The sequence below is a fragment of the Embleya sp. NPDC001921 genome, assembly GCF_053594475.1.
The window spans coordinates 208,045-224,643 of sequence record NZ_JBSFEO010000013.1 but is presented as its reverse complement, the minus strand read 5'-3'; the positions used below and the strand labels follow the sequence as shown (position 1 = coordinate 224,643).

Below are 16,599 nucleotides of genomic sequence, written 5' to 3'. Positions count from 1 at the left end.
GTCGGCCTGGGCGCGGTCGCCCTCCTGGTCGGCGGGGTCGGAGTGGCCAACACCATGGTCATCTCCGTCCTCGAACGCCGCCAGGAAATCGGACTACGCCGAGCCCTGGGCGCCGGACGCGGCCAGATCCGCCTCCAATTCCTCACCGAGGCGGTGACACTGTCCGGCATGGGCGGCGTCGCCGGCGTACTGCTCGGGTTGATCGTCACCAGCGGCTACGCCCACGCCCAGGGATGGCCACTGGTACTGCCGTGGCCGGCCATCCTGGGCGGCGTCGCGGCATCGGTCGCGATCGGCGCACTCGCCGGCCTGTACCCGGCCGGCCGCGCGGCACGACTGCCACCGACCGAGGCGCTGAGTTCGGGCTGAGGGCGAGCGTGAGGTGGGTCCGAGGTCGCGCACGTGCTCGACGCAGGAGGCTTCGATGTCGGAGGGCGCCGTGACGGGCGTGTACCGGCAGGCGGTGCCGGCGGTGCGCCAGTCGAGGTGGCCGTCGGTGGTGATCGACGCCGTGAACACTCGGTCGTCGACAACGGTCACCCGGGCATCGAATCGTCGTTCGCCGATCAGGGCTTGGAGGCAGTGGATCGTGCCGGCGATCGCGCTCAGGTCGTCGATGCGGCACAGGCGGGTGGTGGGGACGAATGTGGTGTGGCGCTGGGTGAGCGCCTTGACCACCACCAGGTCGTCGCGCTCCTCGATGAAGGCGCGTGCGACGGCCGGATCGCGGTCGCCTGGAACTCCCTGTCCAGGCGGCCGGGGTCCAGACGCCGGACGGTGGCGTGGCCGTCGAGGTGTGACACCACCAGGTCGGCGGTCAGGTCGGTCTCGGCGGCCACGACCACGACGGTGGGGTGGGGTCAGTCATCTGCCTTGAGCCCGGAGGGCTCCTGGGTGGAGGTGTAGTCCGCGACCAGATCCGGGTCCGCTGTGCGGACGAGCAGGGTGCCGTCGGCGACGACGTTCGCGCACAGGTCGGGGTCGTAGTGGTGGTCCGGCAGCGGAGGCGGACCGCCGGTGGGGGCCGCGAGGCGGCGGGTCAGCAGCAGAGGTATGGCCATGTCGAACCTTTCGGATGGGTCTGGACGTTGCCGCGCTCGCTCACCGCCAGGTTCGGCAGCCCGTCGATCAGGCGCTCGTTGCGCCGATTCGGTGCCGGCAACTGTTCGTGCGCCTCGACGATTGTTCGCGCGTCTCGACGATGTCCTGTGGCGAGTGCGGGTCGACCAGGCCGATCTCGATCACCGTGCGCTGTTGCTCTCTTCGGGTCGCGGGAAGTGGGAAGGCGTGGGGGGTCGAACCGGGAAGGCGTGGGAGCGAACGGCGAATGGTCCGGGTTGGCGGACTTGAACCGTCAACACCTCCTGTTTATACGCGAGTTCGCGTTACCACCGGATAACCGTTTCGGGTAACGGCCGGGTAACCCGCGGCCGCGCAGAGCCGCGTAGACCTGTCGTCGCCCCCGCCAAGGCCCCGGGGTTGCCGACGGTGGTCTGGTCTTGTCCTGGCTACGGCAACGGCAACGGCCGGCGTGATCCGGTGACAGGCACGCACTGTTCGGTCCGGATGCACTTCCCACCGGGCGTGCAGCGGGCGCCCCGGCGCAGCCTGCCCGACGGCAGTGGTGTCTCCCGTGGGCATGTCGTCGAGCCCGATGCGGATCCTGCGTCGTGGGTGGAAGTTCCGACGCCGGACGGCAAACGTGTCACGGCCGTTGCCACCGCCCCGAACGAGCAACCGGGTGACATCCACGACTGGCTCGCGGCGGGTCAACGGACTCGCACTCGGCCCTCGGTGAACCGAGCGAATGCCTGGTCGATGTCCGAGATCGGCGAACGGAGCGCCTTCTCCGGAATTCCCAGCATGCCCTTGGCGCGGAACATCCTGGCTCTGGCGCGGCGCTCGCGTGCGCCGGCGGGAAGTTCCACGACGACTCCCGGCGAGGTCGCGGTGACCCCGGCGGCGAGATCCAGCACGAGCCCCGACCGACCGAATCGACGCACAAGGCGAACACCCGCGAGCGCCGACCACGGCACCAGGAACGGCCCGAGAAGCGAGTTGGTCGTGCACCACACACCCTCGGCCGACATGCGCATCGCCACCGGAGGAAGCCCGTTCGCCTCCCACGTCGCGCGTCGACGCCGCACCTCGAGGAGCTGCGACCGCCCGGCAACGATCAGCAACGGCCCGGAGACCCAGGACAGCAGCAACGGATACACGGCCGCGAACGGGAGCCCAAGGCCGAGAACAGCCACGAGGGGCATCATGACGATGAGCGCCCCGCCGGACAGCGTGACCCAGGCGCCCGCGCGATGGGCGCGCAGGATCTTGGCCCGTGAACGCGCCAGCCAGGCGTGGTCGATCGCGACCGCGTACTCCGAGGGCTGGGGCTCGACTTCCGGTTCGGGCAACATAACCTCAGTATCGCCTGCGCGTTCGACCAACCAACTTGGCTCCGCCCGAACGCCACTGGACTCGGCGGGCGTATGCCGGTGTCGCGGCCATGGGGGACATTGGCTCAAGACGGGTCTGGGCGTAGCAATCGTCGATCCACACCCACACCCACACCCGCGCCCGCACGGAGAGTGCGGCAGCGAGGGCGTCCGGTCTCCGTGTTCGCACACCGAGACCGGACACCCTCACCTCATGCCCGCGGGGATCCCTTGGATCAATCGTCCAGGGGCCGTGCAACAACGGCTGAGCACACGGTCGGTGGTGACGTGACCGGGCGCACGGCGATCACGCCGGTTGGAGTTGCGGTTCCGGTTGCTCCGCCGGTGCGGCCTTCGGGTCCCACGCATTGGTGGTCCGCACGTAGGCGTAGATGACCGAGGTCATCGCCAGAATAAGCAGTGGTCCGAACACCCACGGATACCTGGCCATTTCCATCGGCAGATAGCGGTACGACACCAGGAGCACCGCGAAAACCGTCGCGCCGTAGATGACCAGACGGATTCCTTGCCAGTCCCAGCCACGGTCGAGCGAGCGCATCGCAGTCTCGATCGTGAGCGCGAAAACCACACCGGCCACGAGGTCCACGCCGTAGTGGTAGCCGAATCCCAGCGTGGCCGCGAGCGTGGCAATCAGCCAGAACGTTCCTGCGAATCGGATAAACCGCGAGCCCTTGCGAGAGTGAACGAAAATTATGGTAGCCCACGCTGTGTGCAGGCTGGGCATGCAGTTGCGAGGAGTGATCTCGTCGAACTGCATCGAGACTGGCGTACTGATCGACGGCCGCGTGTTCGGCCACAGGTCGGCCAGTGCCCAGGTCCCCCCGTCGGGGCCGTAGGCGAAGACCGGTCCGACCACCGGGAAGAGCATGTAGATGCTCGGCCCGAGCAGGCCGATGGCCAGGAAGGTGCGCACCAGGTGATGGCCCGGGAAGCGGCGCTCGACCACTACGTTTCGCAGTTGGTACAGCGCAACGATGGCCGCTGCCAGCGGAAGCTGACCATAGACGGTGCCGAGGACCTCGGAGCTGATCGGGTCGGTGGCCGCGACCATCCGGCCGGCCAGCCACGACGGGTCACCCAGCGCGTGATCGGCGGTCGCCACGTACTGGTCGAGCACGGCCGGGCGGGTCTCCGACGTGATGAGCAGCCAGGTGGCGCCGGTCTTGTGGCCTGCCACCAGCAGCAGTCCCAGTCCGGCGCCCTTCAGCATCAGGACGCGTTCCCGGCCGGTGCGGCGCGTGAGAGCAAAGACCGCACAGCCAAAAATCACCCACAACGCGCCGTTGCCGTAGTTCATCCTGGCGTCGACCACCCACCGCACCAGCCAGAAGGCGATGTCGATGCCGATTGCCGCACTCACCGCGATAAACCGTTGCCGCCAGGTGAGCACCACCATCATCAACGTCAAACCGGCATACAGCAGCTGCCCCGAACGGGGAGCGAATATCACCTCGCGCGCCTGGCCGGTGATCGGCCCCGGTAGGCCGTAGCCACGTGCGAACGCCTCCATGGTGACGAGAAATCCGAGGACCGCCACACCCACTGCGGCCCACCGAATCGCCTGCGGCCGGCGCTGCACGGCGACCATGGTTCTGCGACTTATTCGCGAAAATATTCGCGGTATTATGAATGTCAATTACTTGGCCAATTTGTTAGATTCTAGTAACAGATCAAAGTCCACCAGCGCGCCGAAGCCGCGCTCCATTATCACGTCCACGGCCTACCCCGGGTTCTTGGGGGTGTTCAACGCACATCAGTTGCAGATCCCAGGCTGTTCATCACGTTTTGTCCACGACCGGACGGGTCCGGTCGATCGCAATCGCGCAGCGCGGTGTTCGCGGCGTTGCCGCCGGTCGGGGAGCCGGCGTGGATCGCGTCGCCGAGCAGCGTGACCGGGCCGGACGCCCAGCGCTCACCGGGCTTGACCACCCGGATAGCGGAAATGCTGCGAGTCGGCGAAGGAATCCTGGCGATCCCGCTGCCGAGGCCCGGCCCCATCCCGGCGGGCCGAACCCGCCACCCGATCCCCGCACGATCCACCGAGCCCTACCGCGCGGCCCTACCGCGCGGCCCTACGACTGGGCCGGTTCCTTGCGGGGCGCGACCAGCACGGGCCGGTCCGGCAAGGCGAGTTCGACGCGTGATCCCACCGGGAGCGTGCTCGCCGTGTGCGAGGGGACGTCGACCTTGACCGTCGCGCCGGCGGCCGGGCGCACGCTCAGGCGGGTGACCGCGCCCAGGAAGGCAGCGCCGAGCACCTGCGCCGAGCCGTCCGCCGCGGCCGCCACCTCGATCGACTCCGGGCGCACGAGCACGTCCACGTCGCCGTGCACGCCCTCGCCGTCGATCGGCAGGGTGCGGCCGAGGACGCGGACCACCGCGCCGTCGGCGTGGGCGGGAATGCGGCTCATCACACCGACGAATTCGGCGACGAACGCGGTCGCTGGACGGGCGTACAGCTCGGCCGGCGGGGCGCACTGTTCGAGTCGGCCCGCGTTCATCACCGCGACCCGGTCGGCGAGGGAGAGCGCCTCCTCCTGATCGTGTGTCACGAACAGTGTGGTGATGCCGAGTTCCTGTTGGAGTCGCCTGATCTCGTCGCGCAGGGTCGACCGCACGCGCGCGTCCAGTGCCGACAGCGGCTCGTCGAGGAGCAGCACGCGCGGGCGCAGCGCGAGAGCCCGGGCCAGTGCGATGCGCTGCTGTTGGCCGCCGGAGAGTTGGTGCGGATACCGGTCGGCCTGGTCCGGCAGGCCGATCAGGTCCAGGAGTTCACCGGCGCGGGCGCGCCGCTCGGCGCGACCCACACCGCGCATCCGCGGACCGAACGCGATGTTGTCCAGCGCGCTCAGGTGCGGGAAGAGGCTGTACGACTGGAAGACCATGCCCGCGTCGCGTCGGTGCGCGGGGACACGGGTGATGTCCTCGCCGTCGACGAGCACCACGCCCTCGTCGGGATGTTCGAAGCCCGCGACCACGCGCAGTGCGGTGGTCTTGCCGCATCCGGACGGGCCCAGGAGGGCGAGCAGTTCGCCCCGGCCGACCGTCAGGTCCAGGCCGGCCAGGGCCCGCACGTTGCCGAAGGAGCGCTTCAGGTCCCGGAATTCGACGATGGCACCGGTCTGCCTGCCGGTCTCGGCAAGGAGCTCGGGTTGGTCGAACGTCATGGTCACGAGGTCTCCGAAGGGGTTTTCGTCCGGGCGCTGCGCGGCCGGCCGGCGGTGGCGAGTGCGAGCAGCAGTACCCAGGTGACGAGCAGGCCGATCACCGACACGGCGACCGACATCTCGGCCTGCGAGCCGCCGATGCCGACGATCCACACCGCGAAGGGGCGGTAGCCCAGGATCGCGGCCACGGTGTACTCGCCGAGCACGAGCGCCAGGGTCAGGAACGTGGTGTTGAGCAGTGCGCCGCGCAGGTTCGGCAGGACCACCCGGAGCACCGCGCGCGGCAGGTTCGCGCCGCATGCGCGCGCCGCCTCGACCAGTACTTTCAAGTCGATCGCGGCGAGCCCGCCGTCGAGCGCGCGATACGCCAGCGGCAGCGCCATCAGCGTGTAGGCGAGCACGAGTACGACGGGGAAGTCCGGATCCTGGATGGCGATGAACGTGTCGTACAACGGGGTGTCGGTCAGGTGGTCCGGGCCCCAGCGCAGCACCGTGCCGATCCCGGCGACCAGCGCGATGGCGGGTACCACCAGCGGCAGTGAGCACACCACCTCGACCACCCAGCGCAGCCGCGGCGCGGTCAACCGTACGGTGATCAGCGCGGGTACCAGCAGCAGCAACACCAACGCCACGGTGGCGGCGGCCAGTTCGAGGGTGAGCGTGAGGCTCTCCAGGAAGCCGTCGGCTCCCAGGATCCCGGTGTACGCGTCGAAGGTGATGCCCTGGCCGGGCACGTCGACGCTGAAGACCACCGAACACACCATCGGCAGCAGGAAGTACGTCCCGGCGATCACCAGGACGACGGCCCGCGACCAGCGGATCCGGCCGCGCGGTACGGCTAGTCGAGCCATCGGGCACTCCGGCGCTGAAGGGGCAGATGAACGGCGGTGACCAGGCCGGCCACCACGACCATGTCCAGGCTGAGCGCGAGCGCCACGTTGCCCTGGTCGACCAGGACGTTGCCGGACAGTGCGTCGGCGATCTGCATCGTCACCAACGGCACGGAACTGCCGACCATCGCGGCGGCCGTCGCGTAGGCGGCGAACGCCGAGCCGAAGAGCAGCACGAATCCGCCGAGCAGCGCGGGGGTCAGGATCGGCAACGCGACGTGCACCCAGTAGCGGAGCACGTTGGCCCCGTTGTTGCGTGCCGCCTCGCGCCACTGCGTGCGCAGTCCGTCGAGGGAGGGGGTGAGGATGAGCACCATGAGCGGGATCAGGAAGTAGAGGTAGACCACGGACAGTCCGGTGAAGCTGTAGAGGCTCCAGCCGTGCTCGGTCAGGTCGAATCTGCCGGTCACCACGCCGGCGTTGCCGAGCGTGGCCACGAACGCGAACGCGAGCGCGACCCCGCCGAAGTTGGCGAGCACGCCGGACGCGGTCAGTACGGCCTCGCGGACGAAGCGAAAGCGTGCGGTCACCACGGTGTACGCGATCGGCAGCGCACATCCGGTGGCGATCAGCGCGGTGACCGCGGACAGCTTCACGCTGCCGATCAGCGCGGTCAGGTAGGCGCCCCGCACGGACGCGGACATGTTGGCGCCGGTGGCCTGGACCCCTTCGGGGGCGGTGGCGGGTGTGGTGAAGGCGCCGAAGACCATCGCGGCCGTGGGTACGCCGAAGACCACGGCGGCGAACAGCAGCAGCGGCGCGACGCCGAGCCAGTGCGGGGCGTGCCGCCGCCGGGGCCGGGCCGCGCTCCGCTCGCGCGAGGCGAGTGGAGGCGCGATCCGGACCGCGGCGGGGGCGCCGGCGTCGGAGAGGTCGGTACTCATCCGGCGACTGCCTGGCCCCAGCCACCGGTGAGGACCTTCTTGGCCTTGTCGACCTGGTCCGGGGTCGGGAAGACCGGGGCGCCGGCGCCGGGCACCGCGGGCAGCTTCGCCGCGAAGCCGGCGTCCAGCGTGCCGGCCTCCTTCATGGCGCCCATCAGGGCCGGGCGGGCATAGCCCTTGAGCCACAGGTTCTGGCCCTCGGGGCCGTACAGGAATTCCTGCCACAAGCGCGCGGCGGCCGGGTGCGGTGCCCACTTCACGATCGCCTGCGAGTAGTACTGCGCGTAGACGCCGTCGGCGGGGATGTTCACCTGCCAGTCGACACCCTTGGACTTGAACTCGTCCGCGTAGCCCGCGTTGAGGTAGTCCCAGTCGATGCTGATCGGCGTCTCGCCCTTTTGCACGGTGGCCGGGGTCGACTCGACCGGGTTGAAGTTGCCGTTCTTCTTGAGCTTGGCGAAGAAGTCCAGACCGGGCTGGATGTCGTCGAACGAGCCGCCGCCCGCGAGGGCCGCCGCGTACACGCCACCGAACGCCGAGCCGGACTTGGTCGGGTTGCCGTTGAGCGCGACCTGGCCCTTGTACTGCGGCTTGAGCAGGTCGGCGAACGTCTTGGGACACTCCTTGATCCGCGCGGCGTCGCAGCCGATCGAGATGTAGCCGCCGTAGTCGTTGAACCAGCGGCCCTGGGCGTCCTTCTGCGGCTCGGGGATCCTGTCGAACGCGGCGACCTTGTACGGCGCGAGCAGATCCTGCTTCGCGGCGCTGAGCGCGAACGCGTTGCCCAGGTCCACCACGTCGGGCGAGCGGTCCTGGCCCTTGCGCTGGGTCACCGCGTTGATCTCGTCCTGGGAGGTCCCGTCGGGGTTCTCGACCTCGACCTTGATGCCGTACTTCGCCTGGAAGGCGTCGATCAGCGCGCCGTAGTTGGCCCAGTCGCGGGGCAGCGCGATCGCGTTGAGCCGGCCTTCCTTCTTCGCGGCGGCCACCAGCGCCTCCATGCCGCCGAAGTCCTGGACGGACGTGGCCGATGCCGCGTCCTTGGCTCCGGCGGATGCGCCCGGCGCGGCGGACGTGCCGGCCGCGGGCTTCTTGTCGGACGCCGAGCCGCACGCGCTCAGGGTGAGCGCGGCCACGGCAAGGCCGGCGACCAGTCCGGTCGCACGAACGCGGAGCACTGTCACGGGGTTCTCCAGGAGCTTGGGAGGGGTGCCGGAGTTGGCTGTACAACTTGGTCAAGTACGCCCGACCCCGATGTCCGCGACGTGAACGCAGCGGCACGGGCGTGCGAGGTTCCCGGGAAATGGGCGTGCGGCCCGGCGGGCTCCCGACGAACGGGTAGGGTCGCCACGGCCGGACGTCCCGGCATGGGAATTCGGGGGGTGACGATGGGGGTTCAGGGCGAGGCGCGGTATCGGCAGGTCGCGGCCGATCTGCGCGAGGCGATCACCACCGGCAGATACGGCTCGGGCGGCCGGTTGCCCGCCGAGGGCGACCTCGCGCAGCACTACGGCGTCTCCCGCGGCACGGTGCGCCACGCACTGGCGGTATTGCGCGCGGACGGGATGGTCACATCGCGACGCGGCACCCGTCGGGTGGTCCTGGGGGCCGCCCGGACGCAGAGTTTCGCCGAACTGCTCAGCTTCACCCGCTGGGCGCGCTCGATCGGCGAGGAGCCCGGCGGGCGGACCGTGGCGGTGGAGCCGGCGGCAGGCGATCCGGGCGAGTGCGCGCAGTTGGCCCTGGAACCGGGGGCACGGGTGTACCGGGTGCTGCGGCTGCGGACGCTCTCGCGGGTGCCGGTGATGATCGAGCGCACGGTCTACCCCGAGCGGATCGGGGCCTTGGTGCGGGGCTTCCCGGTCGACGCGGTCTCGCATACCGAGCCGCTGGAGGAGTTGGGCGTGTTGTTCACCGACGCCGACCACACGATCGATCAGTGGCCGGCCGACGCGGAGGACGCCCGCCTGCTGGGTTGCCCGCCGGGCACGTCGCTGCTGCGCGAGAGGCGCCGCACGACGGACCCGACGGGCGTGCCCGTGGAGTGGTCGCAGGATCGTTACCTCCCGGGCACCGTGGCCTTCACGGTGCACAACTCGGTGGCCACGACGGCGCTGTCCCGTCGGCGCGGCTGACCGAGCCGACTGCGGACGATCCGGCCGCGGGCGCATCATCGGCCCGGCCGGCGCTTGGGGGCGCGCACGCCGGGCCGACGGTTCACGGCAGCAGGATCCGGGTCAGCAGCGGCCGGAAGTGGGCGAAGTCCGGGACGCGCGCATCGGCGTCCTTGGCCGCCTCGTCCCAGCGCCGCACCCGCACCGCGTCGACCGCGTACGGCCCTGCCGCGAACGCCTGTGCCTCGGCCTCGCCCATCGGGCCGCCCTGCACACCGAGCGTGTACACGGACGCGTCCGACAGACGCGCCGCGTAGCCCGGCTCGGCGGCGCACAGGTAGCGCTTCGCCGCCACGTGCAGCCGGATCGGCTCGGTCACCTCGGGCCCGAACCGCCGCGCGAGCCGGTCCGCGCCGGTGTGGCTGTGCCGGTTGTCCTCCCCCGCCATCAGGTCGCGGCCGGTCAGCGGCCCGTGGAAGTGGCCGATATCGTGCAGCAGCGCGGCCGCGATCAGGTGCTCGGGCGCGCCCTCGGCCTCGGCGATCGCCCCGGCCTGGAGCATGTGTTCGGCCATGCTGACCGCCTCGCCGAGGTATTCGCCCGCACCCTGGTCGGCGAACAGGTCGGCGAGTTCGTCCAGGATGGCCGTGTCGATCCCCCGACGGTCCGTCATGACGCTTCTCCCGTCGTGTGGTCGAGGACAGCCAACGTGCTTGCCAGACCGTCCAGGTCGGCGTAACAGCCTTGAAGGCGACGCCTGCCCGCACCGTCGAACGCGGTGCGCGCGTGCAGGACCCGGGTGTTGTCGAACACCACGCAATCGCCCGGCTCCAGCCGCCGCGTCAGCATCAGTTCGGGCCGGGCCAATATCTCGGCGAAGGCGCGATAGGCCGCGTAGAACTCGGCGAGTTCGTCGGCCGACAGCCGCAGTGTGCCCATCGAGCGGTTGTTGAAGCGCACCTCGCGGATGCGACCGGTGTCGTTCGCGCCGATGATCGGCCGGTGCGCCCGCAGTCGGGTGTGCGCGTCCCGGAACTCGAACGGCACCGATGTGCGCACCAACGCCCGGTACGCGTCCGGCTGTTCGGCGCGCAGCAGCGCGGCGGCCCGAAACCCGTCGACGAAGCCGGAGTCGCCGCCGGCGGCCTCGTTGGCCAGGCAGTGCAGGAGTTGCAGGGTAGGCACCGGATCGCGATACGGGTTGTCGGTGTGCGGAGTGATCCGTACCGAGGTGAAGGCGAGGTTGTTGGGCCGATCCTCCACGCGGACGTCGAAGAGCCGACCGTAGTTGGTCTCGCGAACGAAACCGAACGTTGCGGCCACCGCGAGGACTTGCCCCTCCACGCACGGAACGCCGCGCAGCAGCGCGAGCCCGAGCCGTTGCACGGCGGTCAGTGCCGGCGCCGGGTCGTCCGCGTAGTCGTTCCAGGCGAACTCGAAGCGCGGCGCGTCCATTTCCGCGGCCTCCCACAAGGACTTGCCGTCCTCGCTCCTGGGATCCGGCTCGGCGGGTGCGTGGAGCCACGTGCGTGCGTAGACGGACCGGTGCCCGTCGGGTGCCCATACGATCTCCACGTCCGAGCCGTGCTCGCGGACCTCGGCGACGCTCGGGTCGAGCGGCAGGTCGGTGATCTGGAACAGCTTCTGCCCGGTTCGCGGGTCGCGGCACAGCGGGCAGGGGCAGTTGTCCCGCAACCACACGGCGGGCAGGCCGCCGATGTCCGGGGCAGTAGCCATGGGCGTCTCCTTGATCTCAACGGGTGCGCAAAGTTGTCTGTACAACTTCCCTCGGGGTCACCGTCGCAGGGCTGCGTGAGCACGTGGCGACGAGCGCGTGACGCCGGCATGAACAGCGCATCCCGCCCGGCCGGGCCGCCCCGTCGAACCGGCGGCCACGCCGCGTCCCGAGGGGGTGCGACAGCGGGGGGGCAGCCGTGGCCGTGTCGTCAACGGCGACGTCGGCCGGCACTCGCCGGACCGTCTCGGGTGATGTGCGCACGTTGCGTGAAGAGTGTTGATCGCGTTGTGTCGTGACATGACCAGGCGGCGAACTCTCGTTGTCCTGAGGGGGAACTCTCTTTGCGAGGCGGCGCGGAATTCGCCCAAAGAAGTAGCGTCCGCCGCATGACATGGATTCGTGGGGTGACCGAGAGAGGTCTTGTGCCGCTCGTCTTCGATTCGGGAGTCGGCGTGCGGTCCGGATCGGCGCACGGGTCGCCGCAGCACGTCGAACCCGTCGTCTCCTCGAAGGACGGAACCACCAGCGGGGGCTGATCGTTCAGCGTGGCCTGCTCCCCGGAGCAGGCCGGCGCCTGTGCGTCCGGCCTGCCGACCGCCCGGTGCCCGATCAGCGCATCGGGCGTCACCGGCGACCCCGGAGTATGTGGCGATGTCGAACCGGTGTGAGGCGGCGACATCGACACGTCGGACCTCCGCGCCGCCGAAGCGGAGCGGGCTGCTCCACCGATAGGCACCTCCACGCACGCCCAGCGGGCTGCCTTCCCCGGTCGGGGAAGGCAGCGCGCTGGGCACCGTCGATCGAAAGAGTCACTGTGAAATCCCTTGCGGCGGCCCGATTCCGGGCACTGCGTCCTCTACTCGTCGGCCTCCTGGCCGCGCCGACGGCGCTCCTCGCACTCGCGGGCACGGCCCAGGCACACCCCTTCGGCACCCCGCCGGTGGCCCGCGTCACGGCCGAGGGCACGACCGTCGACGTCATCTGGTCGGCCGCGTCGGACGATCTGGCCGTACTCGGCGACACGGCCCGGGCCCAGGCGGTGTCCCAGGCCCAATACCTGGGCGCGCACATCAAGGTGAGCCAGGGAGAAACGGCCTGCCGACTCGACGAGGCAAACACCGAACGCCTTGCCGACCACGGCGCCCGACTGCGCTACGGCTGCCCCCACCCGGTCGGCACGATCAGCCTGTCCATCACCGCACTGTCGGACGTCGACCCGAAATACCGCACCATCTCCGTGACCCCGACCGGCACCGGCGGCCTGCACACCGCGAACGCGCCGACGCGCACACTCGCCGTCGGCCCCTCGAACGCCGACCACTCCGTCGACACCGCAACGCCGCACGGACGTGGCACCGTCTGGACCACGGACCTGGCCGCACTGCTGGACCACCGTGCCGCGCTGCCCCTGGCGCTGCTCGTCGCCGCGCTCGTGGGGGCCTTCCACGCCTGCGCCCCCGGCCACGGGAAAATGCTCGCGGCAGGCTTCCTCCTCGGCGGTCGCGCCCGAGCGCGACACGCGCTGTGGCTGGGCGCCATCGTCGCGGCGATGCACACCGCCTCGGTGGCCGCGCTCGCCGTCGGGTGGTGGCTCGCCGCCGAGAGCGCCCCGGACGTCGCCGCCCTGACGGACTGGCTCCAACTGGCCGCCGCACTCGTCGTGGTCGGCGTCGGAGTGAACCTCCTACGACACCACCGATCCGCCCCCACCCACCGACACGACCACACGCACGGGCACGGGCACGATCACGCGCACGGACACGAGGACGGGCATGGGCACGAGGACGGGCATGGGTACGGGCACACACACGGGCACGGGCACAGTCACAGTCACAGTCACACCATCCCCACCGAGTCGCTGCTCACCAGACGCGGTCTCGTGCTGCTCGGCACATCCGGCGGCCTGCTCCCCTCCCCCTCCGCGTTCCTCGTGCTGCTCACCGGGCTGCTCACCGGCCGGTTCGGTGTCGCCCTCCTGATGGTGGCCGCCTTCGGCGTCGGCATGGCCCTGACCCTCACCGGCGTCGGACTGGCCGTACTGCGCGGACGCGACGCACTCCTGGCCCAGGCATCCAAGTCGGCAAAGCTGCGCGCATGGACCCGCCGACTGCCCATTGCCGCGGCTTCGGCCGTCGTGGCCGGTGGCGCCGTGGCCTCCGCCATGGCGGCCGGGCACGTGCTGGCCCCATGACGAACGGGCACGACGGCAACGATCCAGGCGTCGAGCGCGCCGCCGCAGTGCTTCCACCGACGGCCACGTCTCCCACGCCCAGCCCCGCACCGCGTCCTCGTAAGGCCCTCCGGGCGGCAGGTCGACGGCCCGGCGGTGTCGAAGTCGGATAGACCGCACCAGCGTTCGGCAACCACCCCAGGACGTGCACAAGGAGGCGGACACGCCCTAACCGTCCTTCCCATGTGGGGGGCTCGGGTGGGATGGGTGTGCGAACCGTACGGTGATGGCCAGGCCGCCTTCGGGGCGTGCGGTGGTGCCGAGGGTGGCGTGGTGGGCCTGGGCGACGGCGGTGACGATGGCGAGGCCGAGGCCGAGGCCGTCGCGGCGGCTGTGACGGTCGGGCGCCAGTCTCTGGAAGGGTTGGAAGAGGCGCTGGATCTGGTCACCGGGGATGACCGGCCCGCTGTTGGTGACCGTGAGGGTCGCCTGCGCGCCAAAGGTCCGAGTGGTGATCTCCACGTGCCCGCCTGGGCCGTGCCCTCCCGGATGGTTGTGACGGATGGCGTTGTCGATGAGGTTGGCGACGAGGCTTTCGATCAGTCTCGGGTCCCCGGACGTCACTGCGGGCGCCAGGTGTTCGGTGAGGTGAATGCCGTTTCGTGTTGCTTGGTCGCGACGGGAAGCGAGCACTCCTGTGGCGACGTGGGCGAGGTCGAGGGTGTCCCGGCGGGTGAGGCCGCGCTCGCTGGTGGCGAGGGCGAGCAGTGCGCGGACGAGCCGTTCTTGGTATCCGCCGAGGGCGAGGGCTTCCTGGCAGGTCGAGCGCAGGGTGTCGGCGTCGGCGTCGGGGTCGGCGAGGGCGACTTCGAGGAGGGTGCGCAGGCCGGCGAGGGGGGTGCGCAGCTCGTGGGAGGCGTTGGCGACGAAGTGTCGGTGGGCGTCGAAAGAGGCTTGGAGGCGGGCGAAGAGGTCGTCGAGGACGAAGCCCAGTTCGGTCAGCTCGTCGGCGGGTTCGCCGAGGTCGAGACGTTGGTGGAGGTTCCCGGCGGAGATGGCCTTGGCGGTGGCGGTGATGGCCCGCAAGGGCCCGAGGAAACGGCCGGCGACGAACCAACCGGCGGTCAGAGCCGTGGGGATGAGGACGGCGAGCGCGACGACGGAGCCGACGAGGAGCTGGTGTGGGCCGATCCCGCGCCCGGTGCCGGTGATCGTGCCTGGCGTCGAGCTGTCGGCGGGAGCGGTTGACTGGATGCCGACCAGGGGGAGGGTGACGATGGCGAGGACCACGATTCCGGCGACGAAGATGCCCGCGGCGTAGAAGAGCGTGAGCCGTACCTGGAGGGATCGTCTGGGCAGCGGCCGGGGTTCGGTCATGCCGGCCCGATCCGGTAGCCGCCTTCGCGGACGGTCTCGATCGCCGGCGGGTCGCCGAGTTTGGCTCGCAGCCGGTGCATGGTGTGCTTGACCGCGGATGTGAAGGGGTCGGCCGCTTCGTCCCAGACTCGTTCGAGGAGTTCCTCGGCGGGCAGCACCAGGCCTGGTGAGGCGAGCAGGCATTCGAGGAGCGCGAACTCCTTCGGGCTGAGCTCGAGACGTCGACCGGCGCGGAACGCCGTCCGGCGAGCCGGGTCCAGGGTGATGTCCCCGCAGGAGAGGGTGGGAGGGATCGGCGGAGTGGCACGGCGGGCCAGGGCCCGGACGCGGGCGACCAGTTCGGCGAAGGCGAACGGCTTGGGCAGGTAGTCGTCCGCGCCGAGGCCGAGCCCCTCGACGCGGTCTTCGATGGTGTCGGCCGCGGTCAGCATCAGGACGCGGGTGTCGGAGCGGTCGTCGGCCAGTCGTCGGCAGATCTCGTCCCCGTGGACGCCGGGCAGGTCGCGGTCGAGGATGACCACCTCGTAGCGGGTGACGGCCAGGCGGTCCAGGGCGTCGGTCCCGTCCAGGACCACGTCGACGGCCATGCCCTCGCGACGCAGCCCGGTCCCGATGGAGCGGGCGAGAACCTCGAAGTCCTCGGCGACGAGGACCCTTACCACGGGTCACCGCCGGTCGTCGCGCGGGCGGGGCGGCCACCGGGTCCAGGTGTCATGCCTTCAACGATGCCAGAGCCCGGGTCGCAGCCCGGTCGCAGCCGCCGCGACCGGGCTGCGACGGAGTGCCGCGTACAACCGTCGGCATGAATCCATTTCGAACCGTGAGGTCGCTGCGATGAGCGCCGCGGGGATCGTCGTCGTCGGACTGCGCAAGCGGTACGGGACCGTCCTGGCCCTGGACGGCATGTCCTTTGCCGTCCGTCCGGGTGTGGTGACCGGCTTCGTGGGGCCGAACGGGGCCGGGAAGTCCACCACGATGCGGGTGATCCTGGGCCTGGACGCGGTCGATGAGGGCACCGCGCTTGTCGAGGGGAAGCCGTACCGCAGCCTTCGGCACCCGCTGAACCACGTCGGTTCTCTGCTCGACGCGGCGGCGCTGCACCCGGGGCGGAGTGCTCGCAACCACCTGCTCTGGCTGGCGCATTCGCAAGGCCTGGCCGCGCGGCGGGTGGACGAGGTGATCGAGCGGGTCGGCCTGACGTCGGCGGCCCGGCGCGGGGCCGGCGGCTATTCGCTCGGTATGCGTGTGCGGCTCGGGATCGCGGCGGCGCTGCTCGGGGACCCGCCGATCGTCATGCTCGATGAGCCGTTCAACGGCATGGACCCCGACGGCATCGTCTGGATGCGCGGCCTCCTGCGGTCGCTGGCCGCCCAGGGCCGCGCCGTCCTGGTGTCGAGCCACCTGATGAGCGAGGTGCAGGACACCGCCGATCACCTCGTCGTGGCCGGGCGCGGCAGGGCCATCGCCGACGCCGGCGTGGCCGACCTGATCGCGGCCGCCTCCGGGGGCCGGGTGGCCTTGCGGACCACGGCGGGCACGCACGCGATGAGGGTGCTCGCGCGGGCCGGCGCTGCCGTGGCGGCCACCGGTCGTGACACCTTCACCGTCTCCGGCCTGCCTGCGGATCGGATCGTGGCGCTGCTCGGCGAGAGCGGGGTGCCGTTCTCCGAGGTATCGGCACACCGCGCCACCCTCGAGGAGGTCTACCGGGAACTCACCCGCGACGCGGTCGAGTTCCGCGCCGCGACGTCCGCGGAGGTATCGCGGTGACCGCCCCTGCCGTTACGCCTCACCGGGCCGGCGAAC

The 16,599-nt window shown here is 70.6% G+C and carries 16 protein-coding genes; 4 read left to right on the top strand and 12 right to left on the bottom strand.

Annotated elements, in window-relative coordinates:
- On the top strand, nucleotides 1-369 hold a 369-nt coding region (locus ACWCPW_RS18090), incomplete at its 5' end, for an ABC transporter permease (RefSeq protein WP_449762546.1).
- A gap of 491 nt (nucleotides 370-860) precedes the next feature.
- Here the strand turns inward: ACWCPW_RS18090 and ACWCPW_RS18085 are convergent.
- The 8 genes from ACWCPW_RS18085 to ACWCPW_RS18050 form a co-directional block, all read right to left on the bottom strand.
- Entirely contained in the window at nucleotides 861-1,061 is a 201-nt protein-coding gene (locus tag ACWCPW_RS18085; protein ID WP_449762545.1) for a hypothetical protein, read from the bottom strand.
- A gap of 708 nt (nucleotides 1,062-1,769) precedes the next feature.
- The gene (locus tag ACWCPW_RS18080; protein WP_449762544.1) at nucleotides 1,770-2,444 is read right to left on the bottom strand and encodes a hypothetical protein; all 675 of its coding nucleotides are present in this window, start codon (nucleotides 2,442-2,444) and stop codon (nucleotides 1,770-1,772) included.
- 295 nt (nucleotides 2,445-2,739) lie between these two features.
- Nucleotides 2,740-4,041, bottom strand: coding sequence for a phosphatase PAP2 family protein (locus ACWCPW_RS18075; RefSeq protein WP_449762543.1), 1,302 nt, complete (start codon nucleotides 4,039-4,041; stop codon nucleotides 2,740-2,742).
- Between the two features lie 155 nt (nucleotides 4,042-4,196).
- On the bottom strand, nucleotides 4,197-4,382 hold the full coding sequence (locus ACWCPW_RS18070; protein WP_449762542.1) for an FAD-dependent monooxygenase: 186 nt from the start codon (nucleotides 4,380-4,382) through the stop codon (nucleotides 4,197-4,199).
- A gap of 143 nt (nucleotides 4,383-4,525) precedes the next feature.
- Nucleotides 4,526-5,620 (bottom strand): ABC transporter ATP-binding protein, encoded by a 1,095-nt coding sequence (locus ACWCPW_RS18065; protein ID WP_449762553.1) that lies wholly within the window; start codon nucleotides 5,618-5,620, stop codon nucleotides 4,526-4,528.
- Nucleotides 5,621-5,622: 2 nt separating this feature from the next.
- Nucleotides 5,623-6,471 carry an ABC transporter permease gene (locus ACWCPW_RS18060; protein WP_449762541.1) on the bottom strand — a complete coding sequence of 283 codons (849 nt, stop codon included), beginning with the start codon at nucleotides 6,469-6,471 and terminating at the stop codon, nucleotides 5,623-5,625.
- Nucleotides 6,459-7,394: an ABC transporter permease gene (locus ACWCPW_RS18055; RefSeq protein WP_449762540.1), complete on the bottom strand. Its 936-nt coding sequence runs from the start codon at nucleotides 7,392-7,394 to the stop codon at nucleotides 6,459-6,461. Before ACWCPW_RS18055 ends, ACWCPW_RS18060 begins: the two co-directional genes overlap by 13 nt.
- Nucleotides 7,391-8,572 carry an ABC transporter substrate-binding protein gene (locus ACWCPW_RS18050; protein ID WP_449762552.1) on the bottom strand — a complete coding sequence of 394 codons (1,182 nt, stop codon included), beginning with the start codon at nucleotides 8,570-8,572 and terminating at the stop codon, nucleotides 7,391-7,393. Before ACWCPW_RS18050 ends, ACWCPW_RS18055 begins: the two co-directional genes overlap by 4 nt.
- 210 nt (nucleotides 8,573-8,782) lie before the next feature.
- Between ACWCPW_RS18050 and ACWCPW_RS18045 the strand changes: the two genes are divergently transcribed.
- The gene (locus ACWCPW_RS18045; protein WP_449762551.1) at nucleotides 8,783-9,529 is read left to right on the top strand and encodes a GntR family transcriptional regulator; all 747 of its coding nucleotides are present in this window, start codon (nucleotides 8,783-8,785) and stop codon (nucleotides 9,527-9,529) included.
- An 82-nt stretch (nucleotides 9,530-9,611) separates the two neighbouring features.
- Here ACWCPW_RS18045 and ACWCPW_RS18040 read toward each other — a convergent pair whose 3' ends face one another.
- Together ACWCPW_RS18040 and tmpA are read right to left on the bottom strand one after the other, a co-directional pair.
- Nucleotides 9,612-10,181: a phosphonate degradation HD-domain oxygenase gene (locus ACWCPW_RS18040; protein ID WP_449762539.1), complete on the bottom strand. Its 570-nt coding sequence runs from the start codon at nucleotides 10,179-10,181 to the stop codon at nucleotides 9,612-9,614.
- Nucleotides 10,178-11,245, bottom strand: coding sequence for a 2-trimethylaminoethylphosphonate dioxygenase (tmpA, locus tag ACWCPW_RS18035; RefSeq protein ID WP_449762538.1), 1,068 nt, complete (start codon nucleotides 11,243-11,245; stop codon nucleotides 10,178-10,180). Before tmpA ends, ACWCPW_RS18040 begins: the two co-directional genes overlap by 4 nt.
- Nucleotides 11,246-12,060: 815 nt before the next feature.
- Here tmpA and ACWCPW_RS18030 point away from each other — a divergent pair.
- A complete protein-coding gene (locus ACWCPW_RS18030) occupies nucleotides 12,061-13,437 on the top strand; it encodes a hypothetical protein (protein WP_449762537.1) in 1,377 nt (458 codons plus the stop codon).
- Nucleotides 13,438-13,644: 207 nt separating this feature from the next.
- On the opposite strand, the gene ACWCPW_RS18025 is transcribed toward ACWCPW_RS18030, so the two are convergent.
- Together ACWCPW_RS18025 and ACWCPW_RS18020 are read right to left on the bottom strand one after the other, a co-directional pair.
- A complete protein-coding gene (locus ACWCPW_RS18025) occupies nucleotides 13,645-14,793 on the bottom strand; it encodes a sensor histidine kinase (protein WP_449762536.1) in 1,149 nt (382 codons plus the stop codon).
- The gene (locus ACWCPW_RS18020) at nucleotides 14,790-15,455 is read right to left on the bottom strand and encodes a response regulator transcription factor (RefSeq protein WP_449762535.1); all 666 of its coding nucleotides are present in this window, start codon (nucleotides 15,453-15,455) and stop codon (nucleotides 14,790-14,792) included. Before ACWCPW_RS18020 ends, ACWCPW_RS18025 begins: the two co-directional genes overlap by 4 nt.
- A 172-nt stretch (nucleotides 15,456-15,627) precedes the next feature.
- Here ACWCPW_RS18020 and ACWCPW_RS18015 point away from each other — a divergent pair, with 172 nt between their 5' ends.
- On the top strand, nucleotides 15,628-16,563 hold the full coding sequence (locus ACWCPW_RS18015; RefSeq protein WP_449762534.1) for an ATP-binding cassette domain-containing protein: 936 nt from the start codon (nucleotides 15,628-15,630) through the stop codon (nucleotides 16,561-16,563).
- Nucleotides 16,564-16,599: the final 36 nt, after the last annotated feature.